Annotated in this window: 12 protein-coding genes; 6 read left to right on the plus strand and 6 right to left on the minus strand. The window is 65.1% G+C overall.

Going from position 1 to position 13,489, the window contains the following annotated elements:
• Entirely contained in the window at positions 1-1,023 is a 1,023-nt protein-coding gene (locus tag ACFC25_RS05890; RefSeq protein ID WP_376044450.1) for a carbohydrate ABC transporter permease, read from the minus strand.
• Between the two features lie 52 nt (positions 1,024-1,075).
• Positions 1,076-2,335, minus strand: a complete 1,260-nt coding sequence (locus ACFC25_RS05895) for an ABC transporter substrate-binding protein (protein WP_376044548.1) — start codon at positions 2,333-2,335, stop codon at positions 1,076-1,078.
• 243 nt (positions 2,336-2,578) lie between these two features.
• Between ACFC25_RS05895 and radA the strand changes: the two genes are divergently transcribed.
• Together radA and ACFC25_RS05905 are read left to right on the plus strand one after the other, a co-directional pair.
• Complete coding sequence (gene radA / locus ACFC25_RS05900; protein WP_337345487.1) at positions 2,579-3,952, plus strand: DNA repair protein RadA; 1,374 nt, start codon at positions 2,579-2,581, stop codon at positions 3,950-3,952.
• A gap of 102 nt (positions 3,953-4,054) precedes the next feature.
• Positions 4,055-5,773 carry a sensor histidine kinase gene (locus ACFC25_RS05905; protein ID WP_376044451.1) on the plus strand — a complete coding sequence of 573 codons (1,719 nt, stop codon included), beginning with the start codon at positions 4,055-4,057 and terminating at the stop codon, positions 5,771-5,773.
• On the opposite strand, the gene ACFC25_RS05910 is transcribed toward ACFC25_RS05905, so the two are convergent.
• On the minus strand, positions 5,760-6,989 hold the full coding sequence (locus tag ACFC25_RS05910; RefSeq protein ID WP_376044452.1) for a beta-ketoacyl-[acyl-carrier-protein] synthase family protein: 1,230 nt from the start codon (positions 6,987-6,989) through the stop codon (positions 5,760-5,762). The two genes, ACFC25_RS05905 and ACFC25_RS05910, sit on opposite strands and share 14 nt — an antisense overlap.
• A gap of 107 nt (positions 6,990-7,096) precedes the next feature.
• Complete coding sequence (locus tag ACFC25_RS05915) at positions 7,097-8,710, minus strand: peptide chain release factor 3 (protein ID WP_337345484.1); 1,614 nt, start codon at positions 8,708-8,710, stop codon at positions 7,097-7,099.
• A 240-nt stretch (positions 8,711-8,950) separates the two neighbouring features.
• Here ACFC25_RS05915 and ACFC25_RS05920 point away from each other — a divergent pair, with 240 nt between their 5' ends.
• Positions 8,951-9,184 carry a hypothetical protein gene (locus tag ACFC25_RS05920; protein WP_376044453.1) on the plus strand — a complete coding sequence of 78 codons (234 nt, stop codon included), beginning with the start codon at positions 8,951-8,953 and terminating at the stop codon, positions 9,182-9,184.
• Between the two features lies 1 nt (position 9,185).
• On the opposite strand, the gene ACFC25_RS05925 is transcribed toward ACFC25_RS05920, so the two are convergent.
• Positions 9,186-9,545, minus strand: coding sequence for a cupin domain-containing protein (locus tag ACFC25_RS05925; protein WP_337345482.1), 360 nt, complete (start codon positions 9,543-9,545; stop codon positions 9,186-9,188).
• Positions 9,546-9,668: 123 nt separating this feature from the next.
• Between ACFC25_RS05925 and ACFC25_RS05930 the strand changes: the two genes are divergently transcribed.
• On the plus strand, positions 9,669-10,214 hold the full coding sequence (locus ACFC25_RS05930) for a TOPRIM nucleotidyl transferase/hydrolase domain-containing protein (protein WP_376044454.1): 546 nt from the start codon (positions 9,669-9,671) through the stop codon (positions 10,212-10,214).
• A 254-nt stretch (positions 10,215-10,468) separates the two neighbouring features.
• Positions 10,469-11,545, plus strand: coding sequence for a DNA integrity scanning diadenylate cyclase DisA (gene disA, locus ACFC25_RS05935; protein ID WP_337345480.1), 1,077 nt, complete (start codon positions 10,469-10,471; stop codon positions 11,543-11,545).
• 80 nt (positions 11,546-11,625) lie between these two features.
• Here disA and ACFC25_RS05940 read toward each other — a convergent pair whose 3' ends face one another.
• Positions 11,626-12,288, minus strand: a complete 663-nt coding sequence (locus ACFC25_RS05940; protein WP_376044455.1) for a hypothetical protein — start codon at positions 12,286-12,288, stop codon at positions 11,626-11,628.
• A 206-nt stretch (positions 12,289-12,494) separates the two neighbouring features.
• Here ACFC25_RS05940 and ACFC25_RS05945 point away from each other — a divergent pair, with 206 nt between their 5' ends.
• Entirely contained in the window at positions 12,495-13,451 is a 957-nt protein-coding gene (locus ACFC25_RS05945) for an A/G-specific adenine glycosylase (RefSeq protein WP_376044456.1), read from the plus strand.
• The last annotated feature ends 38 nt before the right edge of the window (positions 13,452-13,489 follow it).

Genomic DNA, 13,489 nt, shown 5'->3' on the forward strand with positions numbered 1-13,489 from the left:
TCATTGGGTAGTCCTTTCAGCACGCTTCCGGGCGGCGGTTGTCCTCCGGGCGGCTCGGGATGGCCGGGCGGCATCCGCTGTGGCGATCCGGCGTGAGATCAAGTAGTTGACCAGGCCGAACAGGACGATGATCAGGAAGAGCAGCCAGGCGATGGTTGAGGCTTTCCCAAAGTTCTGGCGCTGGAAGGCCATCTCCCACAGGTACAGGACGGTGGTCTGGAACTGGCGCTGTGACCCGCCGGCGGTGGCCGGATCGAACAACCTGGGCTCCGTGAAAATCTGGAGGCCTCCGATGGTTGCCGTAATGACCACGAAAACCATGGTGGGCCTGATGCTGGGCAGTGTGATGCTGAAGAACCGGCGGACGGCACCTGCACCATCGAGGGCGGCAGATTCGTACAGGTCCCGCGGGACGGCCTGCATCGCGGCCAGCAGGATCAGGGCGTTGTAGCCTGTCCAGCGCCAGTTGACCATGGTGGCGATGGCGATGTGGCTGGGGATGGTCTCGTTTTTCCACATCACCGGGTCAAGGCCGAAGTTCCCCAGGATGTTGTTGATCAGGCCGTACTGCTCGCCGAACATGTTGGTGAAGATCATGGCCACCGCTACTGGCGTCACGATGTAGGGCAGCAGGATGCTCATGCGCCAAAAAGTCTTGGCCCGGAGGTTCTGGTCCAGCACCGCAGCCAGGAAAAGGGCCACGGCCAGTTGCGGGACTGAGGAGAGCAGGAAGATGCTCACCGTGTTGACGAGGGAATTCCAGAAGAAGCGGTCCTGCAGGACCTCAGCGAAGTTCTCCAGCCCCACGAACTGCCCCTGCCCTTTGAGCAGGTGCCAGTCGAAGAGGCTGACAAAAAACGTGTAGACCAGCGGGAAGAGTCCTACGAGGGCGAACAGGATAAAGAACGGCGCAACGTAGAAGTAGGGCGAGGCTTTGACGTCGAAGATACTCAGTCGCTGTTTGAAGGTGGGTTTGGATTTGACTGCGGCCGGCTTGGCGGATCGGTTCAAGGTGGTTGTCATGGGGTCTCGCGCTTCATCGGGGGGCCTCCCAGCCGGGAGGCCCCACAGCGGGTTAGTTGTTGACGACCAGGTCGTTGAGGAGGCGCAGGGCTTCAGTCCAGGCCTTGTCCGCGTCAGCGGTTCCGGCGTCGAGGCTCTTCAGCGCCGGACCGAACACGTTTTCCTGGATGACCGAATCGTCCGGGCCCTTGAACTGGGCTACGACGCCCTTGGCCCGGTTTGCCAGGATGGCGCCCGTGGGGGCGTTGTTGAAGAGCACGTTGGGTGTGGCGTCCTGGACCAGCTTTTCCTGGGCCTTGAGCGTGCTGGGGAAGTTGTTGGCGGCGGCGGACTGCTTGACCTGCTGCTCGGGGGCGGTGAGCCAAGCGGCCAGCTTGGCGGCCTCTGCAGGGTGTTCCGAGGTCTTGGGCACGGAGAGGAAGGCACCGCCCCAGTTGGAGGCACCACCTGGGAAAACATCTGCGAAATCCCAGCCGCTGTCGGCGCCGCCGCCTGCGGATTCGAGTTGGCCCTTGATGGTACCGAGCATCCAGCCGGGGCAGACGAAGGTGGCGAAGGACCCGTCAACGAAGGCCTTCCCGTTTCCCCAGTCCCACTGGGTTTGGTTGGCCGAGAGTCCCGCCGCAGTTCCGGCCGCCAGCATCTCGAATTTGTCCTTCATTTCCGCGTTGCCGTCGATGTTGAGTTCGCCGTCCTTGGTGTAGTAGCCCTCCTCCATCTGGTTCACCATGGAGTTCCAGACGAAGCCGGACTGGTCATACCAGGCCTTGCCGGTGGCTTCCTTGTACTGCTTCCCGAGTTCGAAGTACTTTTCCCAGGTGGCGTCCTGTCCGCCGAAGAGCTTCGCCACGGATTCGCGGTCGCTGGGCAGGCCTGCTGCTTCAAAGAGCTTGCCGTTGTAGCAGAGTCCCTGCGGTCCGATGTCAGTGCCGTAGCCAATAACGCGGCCCTCGGGGTCAGTGCCCTGCTTGTATTTCCAGTCCACCCAGTTGGCCTTGATGTCCGCGGCGCCGTGTTCGTTGAGGTCCACGAATTGGTCGGAGACCTCCATGATGGAGCCCAGCCAGCCCTCCTCGATGGCCACTACGTCGCTGAGCCCGGATCCTGCCGCCAGTTTGGTGAAGGCATCGGTGCGGGCATTTGACCCGCGGTCAATGTTCGTGGCCTTGATCTTTACTCCGGGATTCGCCTGCTCGTACTCGCCATAGAGGTCGTTGTAGCCGAAGGTTCCAAATGTGGTGACCGTCAGTTCAACAGTCTTCTCCGAACTGCCCGCCTGGTCTGCACTGCTTCCGCAGCCTGTGGCGATCATGGCCAGGGCTGCTGCTCCCGCTATCGCGGCAGCGGTATTTCGTCGTGAGAATTTCACGGTCACTCCTTTGTGGGGGAATTGCCTTGGGGCTGAGAGAGCGCTCTCTTGCAAGTTCCATAACTCTAAAGGTGGTGCGGATCACTGTCAAGAGAGCGCTCTCTGAGAGTGTTCGATCCCGTATTTTCGGGAGCGGTCACGTGCCGCTGCCCAGCGATGTCTGCCCCCGCAGTTAGGGTGGAACCCATGGCTACAAAGACTTCCCGGGCATCCAAAGCGCCTGCCTATAAGTGCGCGGAATGCGGCTGGACCACGGTCAAGTGGGTGGGCCGGTGCGGCGAGTGCCAGGCGTGGGGCACCGTTGAGGAAACGGGCGCGGCTGTGGCGCGCACGACGGCGGCAACAACAGTCCTCGAGCCCGCCCGCCGGATTGCGGAAGTAGACGCCACCACCGCAGCGTTCCTGCCCACCGGCGTGGATGAACTGGACCGCGTGCTGGGCGGCGGCCTGGTCCCGGGCGCCGTCATCCTGCTGGCTGGCGAGCCGGGCGTGGGAAAGTCAACCCTGCTGCTGGACGTCGCCGCGAAATTTGCTCGAACCGCCCAGGACGTCCTCTATGTCACCGGTGAAGAATCCGCTGCCCAGGTAAAGCTCCGCGCTGAGCGGATCGACGCCGTCGCGGACTCCCTCTATCTGTCCGCCGAGACAGACTTAGGGCAGGCACTTGGCCAAGTGGAGAAAATCGAGCCACGGCTGCTGATTGTGGACTCGGTGCAGACCCTCAGCAGCGCGGACGTTGATGGCAGCGCCGGAGGAGTTTCCCAAGTGCGGGAGGTCGCCGCCTCCATCATCGCCGCGGCCAAGCGGCGCAACATGACCACGCTGCTCGTGGGCCACGTGACCAAGGACGGTTCCATCGCCGGACCACGGCTGCTGGAGCACTTGGTGGACGTGGTGTGCCAGTTCGAAGGCGAGCGCCATTCAAGGCTCCGGCTGCTACGGGCAGTCAAGAACCGGTACGGTCCCACCGACGACGTCGGCTGCTTTGACCTTAACGAGGACGGCATCCAGGGCCTGGCTGATCCCAGCGGACTCTTTGTCAGCCGCACCAAGGAGCCCGTGTCCGGCACCTGCATCACGGTGACCATGGAGGGCAGGCGCCCGTTGCTGGCCGAGGTCCAGTCGCTGCTTGCCGAAAGCCCCAACTCGCAGCCCCGCCGGGCCACCAGCGGCTTGGACAGCTCGCGCGTGTCCATGCTCCTGGCCGTGCTGCAGCAGCGCGCGGGGTGCCTCCTGCACAAGGACGACTCCTACGTAGCCACTGTGGGCGGCGTGAAGCTCAGCGAACCCGCCACAGACCTCGCCGTAGCCTTGGCCGTTGCCTCGGCCAAGGCCAGGAAACCGCTGCCCATCCGGCTGATCGCCTTCGGCGAGGTGGGCCTGGCGGGCGAGGTCCGGCCCGTCCCTGGTATCAACCAGCGCATCCAGGAGGCCCACCGCCTGGGCTTCACGCACGCCGTCGTCCCGGCCAGCCACAACGGCCCGGGACCAGTGCCGGCTGGCTTCTCCGTGCGGGAGGTGGAGCACCTGACCGAGGCTCTGAGCCTGCTGATCGGATAAGAAGCACCGGTAATAACTGCGCCCCGGGCGGGCAAGGCGCTAGGCTGACGAAACGACCTTCAGGCAGCCGGAGGTCTCACCGCTGCGCCTTGGGGGGTCGGAGTGACTAATCGAATACAAAAAAGCATTCCCGCGCCCGAGGAACCCGCGGAAGGCAGCCGTCTCGCTGGGCGGATAGACGAGATCTTCGGAGGTCTTGGCGTCCGGGGCCGGGTGGTGATGAGCCAGCTTCCACTCACTGTCACCGTGGTGCTCGTTGTTGTTGCCGCCGGGTTTTTCAGCCCGCCCACTCTCATGGACGAACGCTTCAGGCTGGCCTTGCTGGCGCATGCGGCAATCTTCGCGGCCTGCGTGGCAATTCCGTGGGGCAGGCTGCCCGCCAGTGCGTCAACGGTCATTCCAGTCCTGGACTGCCTTGCGATCGGCTTTACACGTGAAGCCGGAGGGCCCAGCTTTAGCGTATTAAGCCTGCTGCTGGTCTTCCCCGTGATTTGGCTGTCGGTGGGCCGGCAACGCGGAAGGGTTGTCCTGGCCGTCTTGGGAGCCTCCCTAAGCACTGTCGTCCCTGCCGCAGTCCTGGGCTCAGTGCCCACGCAAGGATCAATGATCCGGACCATTTTCCTGCCACTCGTGATGACCGCAATCGCCGTGTCCGCGCATATCGTCGCCGGGACGCTCCATCGCCAGCGCAAAGCCTTGCTAAAGAAAGACCTCGCCCTGGCGGAGACACTCGCTGAGAGCGTGGACCGACAACGGCTCCTGGACGCCGTCCTTGGCGCTGTGGGAGTGGGGGTCTGGGTGGTTGACCAAGAAGGAAACAATGTGCTGACCAACCGGGCTATCCGCGCTGATCCCGCACTTGCCCGCCTGGCCGAGTCTGATCCGCGGGCCCGTGTGCTGCAAGGCGACCGGGCCACCCCGGTGGCGCCGGGGATGCTTCCGGTCGCCCGGGTTACCCGGGGCGAAATGTTCACAGATGAACTGCTGTGGGCCGGCGACGAAGAGGAACAACGCGCGTATTCCGTGAGCGCACATGCCATCCGGGCCAAGGGCGGCCTCAGCGGCGGGGGCGTCATTACGCTCCTTGACGTGACTGCCCTGATCACCGCCTTGGCAGCCAAGGACGAATTCGTCGGCACCGTTTCCCATGAACTGCGAACGCCACTCACGTCCATCCTCGGCTACCTGGAACTCGTCCTGGATGAGCCCGGCCACGAAGGGATTGAGGCGGAACTTCAGGTGGTCTACCGCAATGCGACCCACCTCCTGGGCCTTGTGAACGATCTGATTGCCGTGGCGTCTGAAAGTGTGGACCTCTCCCTCCAGGAGGCCGATCTCGCCCAACTCCTTGCCGACGTCGTCGAGTACACCGCCCCCCAGGCAGCCAACAGGGGGTTGGAGTTGGTGCTTGACGCCGAGCAACCACTGACAGCCAAAATGGACACCGCCCGCATCCGCCAGGTGGTGGGCAACCTGCTCTCAAACGCGATCAAATACTCCCCCGACGGCGGCCGTATCACCGCCCGCGCTTACAGGGCCGGACCGGAGATCATCTGCTCCATCACGGACCCAGGGATCGGCATGAGCGCCGAAGACCAGGAGCAGGCTTTCACCAAGTTCTTCCGTTCCTCGCGTTCGCGTGAAACGGCCATCCCCGGGGCGGGTCTGGGGCTCCCCATCAGCAAGACCATCATCGAAGGCCACGGCGGTTCCCTGAGCCTCACCAGTGCCCCGGGCGCGGGAACGACGGCGACGTTTGTCCTGCCGTGCAGCCTGACCAGTGCCCCCGGCCCTGAGGCTGAGGTGTTCAGTTCCCCTTGATTACCAGCGCAACACTGTGTCCACCGAAGCCGAAGGCGTTCACTAACCCGGCCGGAGCGGAGCCTGGCTTCAGCGTGTGGGCCTTGTTCGTCACGATATTGAGGTCCACTTCAGGATCCAGTGCCTCTACATTCAGCGTTCCGGGAAGTTGCCCGGTCTGCAGGGCCTGGACCACTACGACGGCGGCCAAGGCCCCGGCCCCGCCCAGGAGGTGGCCGGTGTGGCCCTTGGTGGAGGTCACGGGCACGTCGGCACCAAATATGGCCGTGATCGCCTGCGCTTCCAGCCGGTCTCCCACAGGGGTGGAGGTGGCATGGGCATGGACAAAGCCGATGTCAGCGGCGTCCATCCCGGCCGAGGCCAGGGCTTTCTGCATTACCCTGCGTTGCATCGCCGGGTCGGCGGCCACGATGTCGTTCGCGTCAGAGGTCACCGCCCCGCCGGCGACCTCTGCCAGGACGGCGGCACCACGCGCCCGGGCGTGGGCCTCGCTCTCCAGCACCACGATCCCCGCGCCCTCGGCAAGCACAAAACCGTCACGGCCGCCGTCGAACGGGCGCGACGCCCGCTGGGGTTCGCCGTTGCGCGTGGAGAGCGCGCGGATTTGCGAGAACCCGGTGATAACGAGGTCGTTCACCGAGGCGTCCACGCCCCCGGCAATGACGACGTCGGCCGCTCCCGAACGGATCATTTCGGCACCCTGGACAATGGCTTCGGCGCCGGACGCGCAGGCACTGACAGGTGTGCGGGCTCCGCCGCGGGCACCGAGGTCGATGGACACCCAGGCGGCGGGGCCGTTGACCATCAGCCGGGTCAGGGTGTGCGGCGATACCCGGCGCGGGCCGCCGCTGGCCAGCGCCCTGTCCTGCTCAATCGTGGAACCGAGGCCGCCATAGGCTGAGCCGATCACTACCGCGAACCGCTCTGGGTCGACGTCGGGTGCTCCCGCCTGCTGCCAGGCTTCCCGTGCGGCCACCAGGGCAAGCTGTCCGCACCGGTCCATCCGCTTGAGCTCGCGGGTGGTCAGGTGCTCGGACAGGTCGGCGGTGACCTGGCCGGCGATCCGCACGGGCAACTGCCCGGCCCACTCCTGATCCAGCGGGGCGATCCCGGAACGGCCGGCAAGCAACGCTTCCCAGGTCTGCCCTACGTTGGAGCCCAAAGGGTTGATGGTGCCGGCGCCCGTGATGAGCGCGCGTGGTTGGACTGCAGACATCTGGGTACCTGGCTTTCTTAGTTCGGGAGCGGCTGCCGTTGTTCCGGGCAGCCCGGATGTCCCGATGGGTATTCGGCTCCGTTCAGTCGACGGATTGGAGGGAACAGTTACTTGGCGGGGTTGTGCGTCCCGATCGGGATCAGCGTCAGGTCCGGGTGGTTCTTCTCGATCCGGCGCAGGGCCCAGACGTCGTTGAACAAGGCGAGGTATTCGCCGTCGGACCGCAAAAGCACCTCCGCGCCCGGCACGTTGGCCAGCGCCGGCATGGCATCCGCCGTCGAAATTCTGGCTATGGAGTAGGGCAGGCGTTCCAGCCGCATGGGGGCACTGAAGTCGTGCGCCATGCGGTCCTCCACCACTTCGAACTGCATGGGCCCGACGGCGGCAAGCACCGGCGCCTGGTCGCCGCGGAGGTCGGAGCGGAGCAGCTGGATAACGCCCTCGTGCTCAAGCTGCTCGATGCCGCGGCGGAACTGCTTGAACTTGCTGGGGTCCTTCGACCGGGCCACCTGGAAGTGTTCCGGGGCGAAGAGCGGGATGGCCGGGTACTCCACCGCGTCCTCAAGGAACAGGCTGTCGCCGACGCGCAGCGAGGATGCGTTAACCAGGCCCACGACGTCGCCGGGGTAAGCCTCGTCGATGACCTCGCGTTCGCGGCCGAATACCTGCTGGGCGTACTTTGTGGCGAACGACTTCCCCGTGCGGGTCTGGGTGACCACCATGCCGCGCTCAAAGACGCCGGAGCACACACGGATAAAAGCGACGTGGTCGCGGTGGGCCTTGTTCATGCCGGCCTGGACCTTGAAGACAAAACCGGAGAACGGGGACTCGACAGCGCGCGGGCTGCCGTCAACGTCCGGCCGGGGCGCCGCGGGCGGGGCGAAATCCACCAGGGCATCCAGGAGTTCCTTGACGCCGAAGTTCAGGGCGGCGGAGCTGAACAGGATGGGTGTGGCGGTGCCTGCGTGGAAGGCGTCGACGTCGAACTCGAGGTTGGAGTCGATCACCAGGCCGGCTTCGTCCACGGCGTCCGTCCAGTTGCTTCCTTGGCTCTCGGCAGCTTCCTCCGGCGTGAAGTATTCCGTCAGGGCGATGTTGGCACCTGCGTTGTTGCGCTGGAAGCGGGCGAACCGGTCGTTGCGGAGGTCCCACACGCCGCGGAAGTCTCCGGAGATGCCCACGGCCCAGGTCAGCGGCATGGGCTGGAGGCCGGTCCGCTCGGTGATCTCGTCCATCAGCGCCAGGGCGTCAAGGCCTGGCCGGTCCCATTTGTTAATGACGGTGATGATGGGCAGGTTACGCGCCTTGCAGACCTCGAACAGCTTCATGGTCTGCGTTTCCAGGCCCTTGGCGGCATCCACCAGCATCACTGCGCAGTCGACGGCGGCCAGCACGCGGTAGGTGTCCTCGGAGAAGTCCGCGTGGCCGGGTGTGTCGAGCAGGTTGATGACGGTGTCGCGGTAGGAGAACTGGAGCGCAGCGGAGCTGATGGAGATGCCGCGGTCCTTTTCCATCTGCATCCAGTCCGAGACCGTTTCCTTGCGGTTGGCCTTGCCGCTGGAGGCACCGGCGGTGCCGATCACCTTCGCATGCAGCGCAAGCGCTTCCGTGAGCGTTGACTTTCCGGCGTCAGGGTGCGAAATGACGGCAAACGTCCGACGCCGGGCCGCCTGTTTGTGAATCTCGTGGACCCGGGCGGGGCTAAGGACATCTTGGGACACGGTGCTACTTTCGCTGCGGTGGGGATAGCCCTCGGCGCTTGACGGGACTTCGCTGGACGGGGAAAGGGGATGGCTGAGCGCCAAGTTCCAAGTTTATCGCAGCAGCAGCCCGGCTCCGAAGGTGGCCGCTTAACGCCCCCGAAACCAGCAGTTCAAGACGGCGAAATCCCGTCAGGCTAGCTTGGCCGCATGAGAACGTGGAGCGCGTCCCTGCCATCCGCCGGCCGGAGCTGAACCGCCGTGACCGTTTCACCATTCCCCGGCAACGGCCTGTTCTTCGATCCGCTGGCCGGTCCGGCTGCTCCGCCGGCGAGGATGCAGGCCGGCGGCCCGGCAGTTAACGGCAAACGCGGCGCAGGCGGGAAGTCCCGTCGCCAGGCGCCGCACGTTGACGACGAAAGGGCCCTCCGGGCGGCATCGCTGCGCAAAGTCAGCCGCGACCTTGAGCATCTCCTGCGCCAGCGGGGACACTGAATCACATAGTGGGATCTGGCTCTGGACGAACAATAACGAGCATCCTGCAGCCTCTGCCGCTTGCATACGGTCCGTGGGCCATGCCCGGTGGGCGGCATGCGTACATGCCGGCTGTGAAGGTTTTCCCGAGCGTCAGATCAGTGAGTTCGCCCGAGAGAATCATGACCTCTTCCCAGTAGTCATGGACGATCACGCCGCCGGCCGTTGTATCGGCGCCAGGATCATAGCGTTGGAGCAAAGTTGAATCTCCCCTGAGTGGGTCCGCGGCGAGTATTTGCTCCCAAATTCCGCGTTCGGCGTCACCGTTGACCTTCCGCCAGCCAACCGAGGGTTCGTGGAACTCCAGTTCCGGTTTATTCACTGCAACTCCTTTGGGCCGCTGGTGAAAAATGTATACATATAGTATGCGAGGGCTGGAGATGACGTGAATGTGTGCTGCATGGCGCGCGGCTGCATCGCTATTCGCGTTTGCCATACTGGATCTATGCAGGCGACGACGACGGTGTTGGTCGAGGGCGAGAGTGACCGGATGGCGGTCGAGGCGCTGGCCGTTCGCGCTGGCCATGACCTGTCGGCCGAGCGTGTAACCGTTGTGCCCATGGGCGGCGCCACCAGCATCGCCCACTTCCTCGACCGTTACGGCCCGGCTGGTGCAGGCCACCGGCTACTCGGACTGTGTGATGCGGGCGAGTCGCGAATTGTCGCCCGCGCGCTCGCCCGGGCGGGTATCGGGTCCGATTCGCTGGCCGAGCTTGGGTTCCATGTCTGCAACGCCGACCTGGAGGACGAACTCATCCGATGCCTTGGGGTCGATGCCGTGCTCGGCGTCATCGCGGACCAGGGCGAGCTCGCATCGTTCCGGATCCTCCAACGCCAGCCAGCACAGCGGGATCGGCCGATATCGGCACAGTTGCGCCGGTTCTTCGGAGGGCGCAGCGGTAACAAGCTCCGCTACGCCGGACTACTCGTCGACGCTTTGCCAGCCGGGCAGGCTCCCCCACCGCTCGCCAGCCTCGTGGCATCATTCTGATGTGAACGGCGGCCCTGAATCCGCCATGCACCCAAACGGGCCCTAAGTGCACTCCCAGCCAGCCGCCGTCGGACGCCTTTTGGGGCATTTTCCGACACCCCCTAATGGGGCACTTTAGGGCTTGCCCGTGCGGTTGTTACCCGTTCTTACCTCTATCATTGAGCTTGCGGGAAACTGCGTACTTTTTGCTCCGCCGGCGGAGTCCATAACCGGCGTACCTGCGGGCGGCAGCCCGCACCTTTGAAGGGAACACTATGGCTCGGAGCCCCGAAGAATCGCTCAAGGCGACTCTGGGCAGAGTGGCTCCAGGCACGCCACTGCGTGATGGACTCGAACGCATCCTCCGCGGACGCACCGGCGCACTCATTGTTTTAGGCTCGGACCGGACCATCGACTCCATCTGCTCCGGCGGGTTCGACATCGGCATCGACTTCTCCCCCACCCGCCTGCGCGAACTGGCAAAAATGGACGGTGCCATCATCTGCGACAAGGACGCCGGGAACATCCTGCGCGCCGCCGTCCAGCTGGTCCCGGATTCAAGCATTGAAACGCAGGAATCGGGCACCCGGCACCGCACCGCGGAACGTGTGGCCATCCAGACCGGTGTCCCCGTCATCTCCGTCAGCCAATCCATGCAGATCATCGCACTGTACGTGAACGGCCTTCGCCACGTGCTGGAGGGATCCGAGAAAGTCCTGGCCCGCGCCAACCAGGCCCTCGCCACCCTGGAACGCTACCGTTCGCGGTTGGACCAGGTCACCAGTTCGCTGTCTGCCCTGGAAATCGAAGCCATGGTGACCGTGCGCGATGTCGCCGTTACCCTGCAGCGCCAGGAGATGGTCCGCCGGATCTCCGAGGAAATCTCGCAGTACGTCCTGGAGCTCGGCGAGGACGGCCGGCTGCTGTCCCTCCAGCTCGATGAGCTCACGGTAGGCCGCGGTCCCGGCAGCGATGTCATCATCCGTGATTACGCCAGCCCGGATGCATCAGCCGACGACATTGAAAAAGCTGTCAGCGCCCTGGTGAACCTCGGGCCCACCGAGCTGATCGACCTCGGCAAGATCTCAGGAATCGTCGGTTTCGCCGGCGGCGAGGCCAACCTGGACGCCGTAGTTCAGCCGCGCGGTTACCGGCTGCTTTCCGGCCTCAAGGCTGTCCCCAAGGCTGTTGCCGACCGCCTCGTGGACCACTTCGGCGGCCTGCAATTCCTGATGGCAGCCACGATCGATGACCTGATGACCGTGGACGGCATCGGCGACCAGCGCGCCCGAACCGTTCGCGAAGGCCTGAGCCGGATGGCCGAAGCCAGCCTGTTGGACCGCTTCCTCTAAAGCCCCATCGAATGCTCCGTAAGCGCCGTTCCGAGCCACGAAAAGGGCGTTATCGGAGCAACGGAAGAGGAAAGACTCGGTCAGCTGAGCTGAAAAACTGCTTTCGGGCTTGCCCTGGAGCCGAGTTTGGCCGTGAAGATGTAGTAGGCCCCGCCGGCTCCCGGCTTGGCCTCGATGGGTTGGCAGCCTTCCAAGGTCCGGTTCCGTGCCCACGGAAAGTTCGCCGTTTCGCTGGCACCCGGCGCGATGGTCTTCACCAGGTCCTCGCTCTTGGCCTGGCAGTCCCGGGACGAGAAGATTCTGTCCGCACCGCTTGTCACCAGGAACTCCATCTGGGACGTGCCGATATTCACTTCGCAGGGCATCGTGCCGCCATTTGTCACCTTGAGGGTGAGCAGCGGGTTCTCGTCCGGGCCGTAGGCTGCCTTGTCGGTGGACGCCGAAACGGTCACCAGGTTCTGGTTGCAGCCGGGAGTTGCGGTAGGCGTGCTCGTGGGGTTGACCGACGGCACAGCCTCAGTGGGGCCGGCGGTGGGATCGCCAGTGGAGGAAACCTGGCTGGAACTGCCGCTGAATGCCCCAGCCGCCGCGAAGCCTCCAAACACCATGGCAGCTACCATCAGCAGGGCGGCTCCCACGAACAGTCGACGCCGCCGGTACACGGCGGGGCTCGGCTTCCGTCCGGTGCGGGAACCGGATGCGGAAGCCTTGCTGCGTGATGTTGAAGTGCCTTGCCTACCCATCCTTCTAGGCTAGAGAACCGGCCGGGCTCCGCCGCCCCACCACGCCGCGCACCCCGCCAACGCTATGGTCACGGATTGGTTCCGGGCTGGGTTTCCGGCCGTTTCGGCGCCCCGCTTGGCATCCCAAACCGGGGATCCACTACAGTGTTGGGATCGACGCCACAACCCTCGCCCCAGCACCTTCGACTGCAACTTCGCCTGCAAACTTGAAGCAGCCGTCCGCCCGCGGCTCCAGCCTCGTCCACCTGCACAGCGGGATCAACAACTGGTTCGCCGAGACTGCCCGCGACCTCCCGTGGCGGGAACCTGCCTGCTCGCCGTGGGGCGTGCTGGTCAGCGAAATCATGCTGCAGCAGACGCCGGTGGTCCGCGTGCTGCCGGTGTGGCGGGAATGGCTCGAACGCTGGCCCACCCCCGGAGACCTGGCCTCCGAACCGGCAGGGGAAGCAGTCCGGCACTGGGGCAGGCTGGGTTATCCCCGCCGGGCCCTTCGACTGCACGCGGCGGCCGTTGCCATCGGACGCGATCACGGCGGCCAGGTCCCGGGCACCTACGCCGAGCTCCTGGACCTCCCCGGCGTGGGCAGTTACACAGCTGCCGCGGTGGCGGCGTTCGCATTCGGCCGCCGGGAAACCGTGGTGGACACCAACATCCGCCGCGTCCATGCCCGGCTTATGTCCGGCGTCGCGCTTCCCTCCCCATCCCTGACGTCCGCGGAGATGCGGCTCGCGGCGGAACTGCTGCCGGACGACGCCGACACGTCCGTGCGCTGGAATGCTGCGGTGATGGAACTCGGGGCGCTGGTGTGCACGGCTCGTGCGCCGAAATGCGCCGTGTGTCCCGTGCGGGACTCGTGTGCGTGGCTGGCGGCAGGCGAGCCGCCGCCGTCGTACGTTCCGAAAGGCCAGGCGTGGCACGGCACCGACCGCCAGGTCCGGGGAGCCGTGATGGCCGTGCTGCGCGTCGCTGACCGGCCCGTCCCGCCAGAGATGTTTCAGCAGGAACCGGCGGACCTCGGTTTCGCGCCCGACGGAATCGGCGTGCCGCTGGCCGCGCTGCACAGGCTCAACTCGGCCCCGGAACAGCTGGAACGCGCGCTGGCGGGGCTCCTCGGCGACGGCCTCGCCGAGCTGCACCAGGGCGGCTACCGGCTGCCTGCCTGAGCCATTCCAGCGACTGACAACAGCCCGTCCCTTCAGGG

It is taken from the genome of Pseudarthrobacter sp. NPDC055928 (assembly GCF_042270935.1).
In the GTDB taxonomy this organism is placed as follows: domain Bacteria; phylum Actinomycetota; class Actinomycetes; order Actinomycetales; family Micrococcaceae; genus Arthrobacter.

Bases quoted from the DNA above. Each gene is read 5' to 3' on its own strand.
- ACFC25_RS05910 (WP_376044452.1), bottom strand. From the start codon at position 6,989: ATGTCTGCAGTCCAACCACGCGCGCTCATCACGGGCGCCGGCACCATC.
- ACFC25_RS05895 (WP_376044548.1), bottom strand. From the start codon at position 2,335: ATGATCGCCACAGGCTGCGGAAGCAGTGCAGACCAGGCGGGCAGTTCG.
- ACFC25_RS05930 (WP_376044454.1), top strand. From the start codon at position 9,669: ATGCAGGCGACGACGACGGTGTTGGTCGAGGGCGAGAGTGACCGGATG.
- disA (WP_337345480.1), top strand. From the start codon at position 10,469: ATGGCTCGGAGCCCCGAAGAATCGCTCAAGGCGACTCTGGGCAGAGTG.
- ACFC25_RS05890 (WP_376044450.1), bottom strand. From the start codon at position 1,023: ATGACAACCACCTTGAACCGATCCGCCAAGCCGGCCGCAGTCAAATCC.
- radA (WP_337345487.1), top strand. From the start codon at position 2,579: ATGGCTACAAAGACTTCCCGGGCATCCAAAGCGCCTGCCTATAAGTGC.
- ACFC25_RS05940 (WP_376044455.1), bottom strand. From the start codon at position 12,288: ATGGGTAGGCAAGGCACTTCAACATCACGCAGCAAGGCTTCCGCATCC.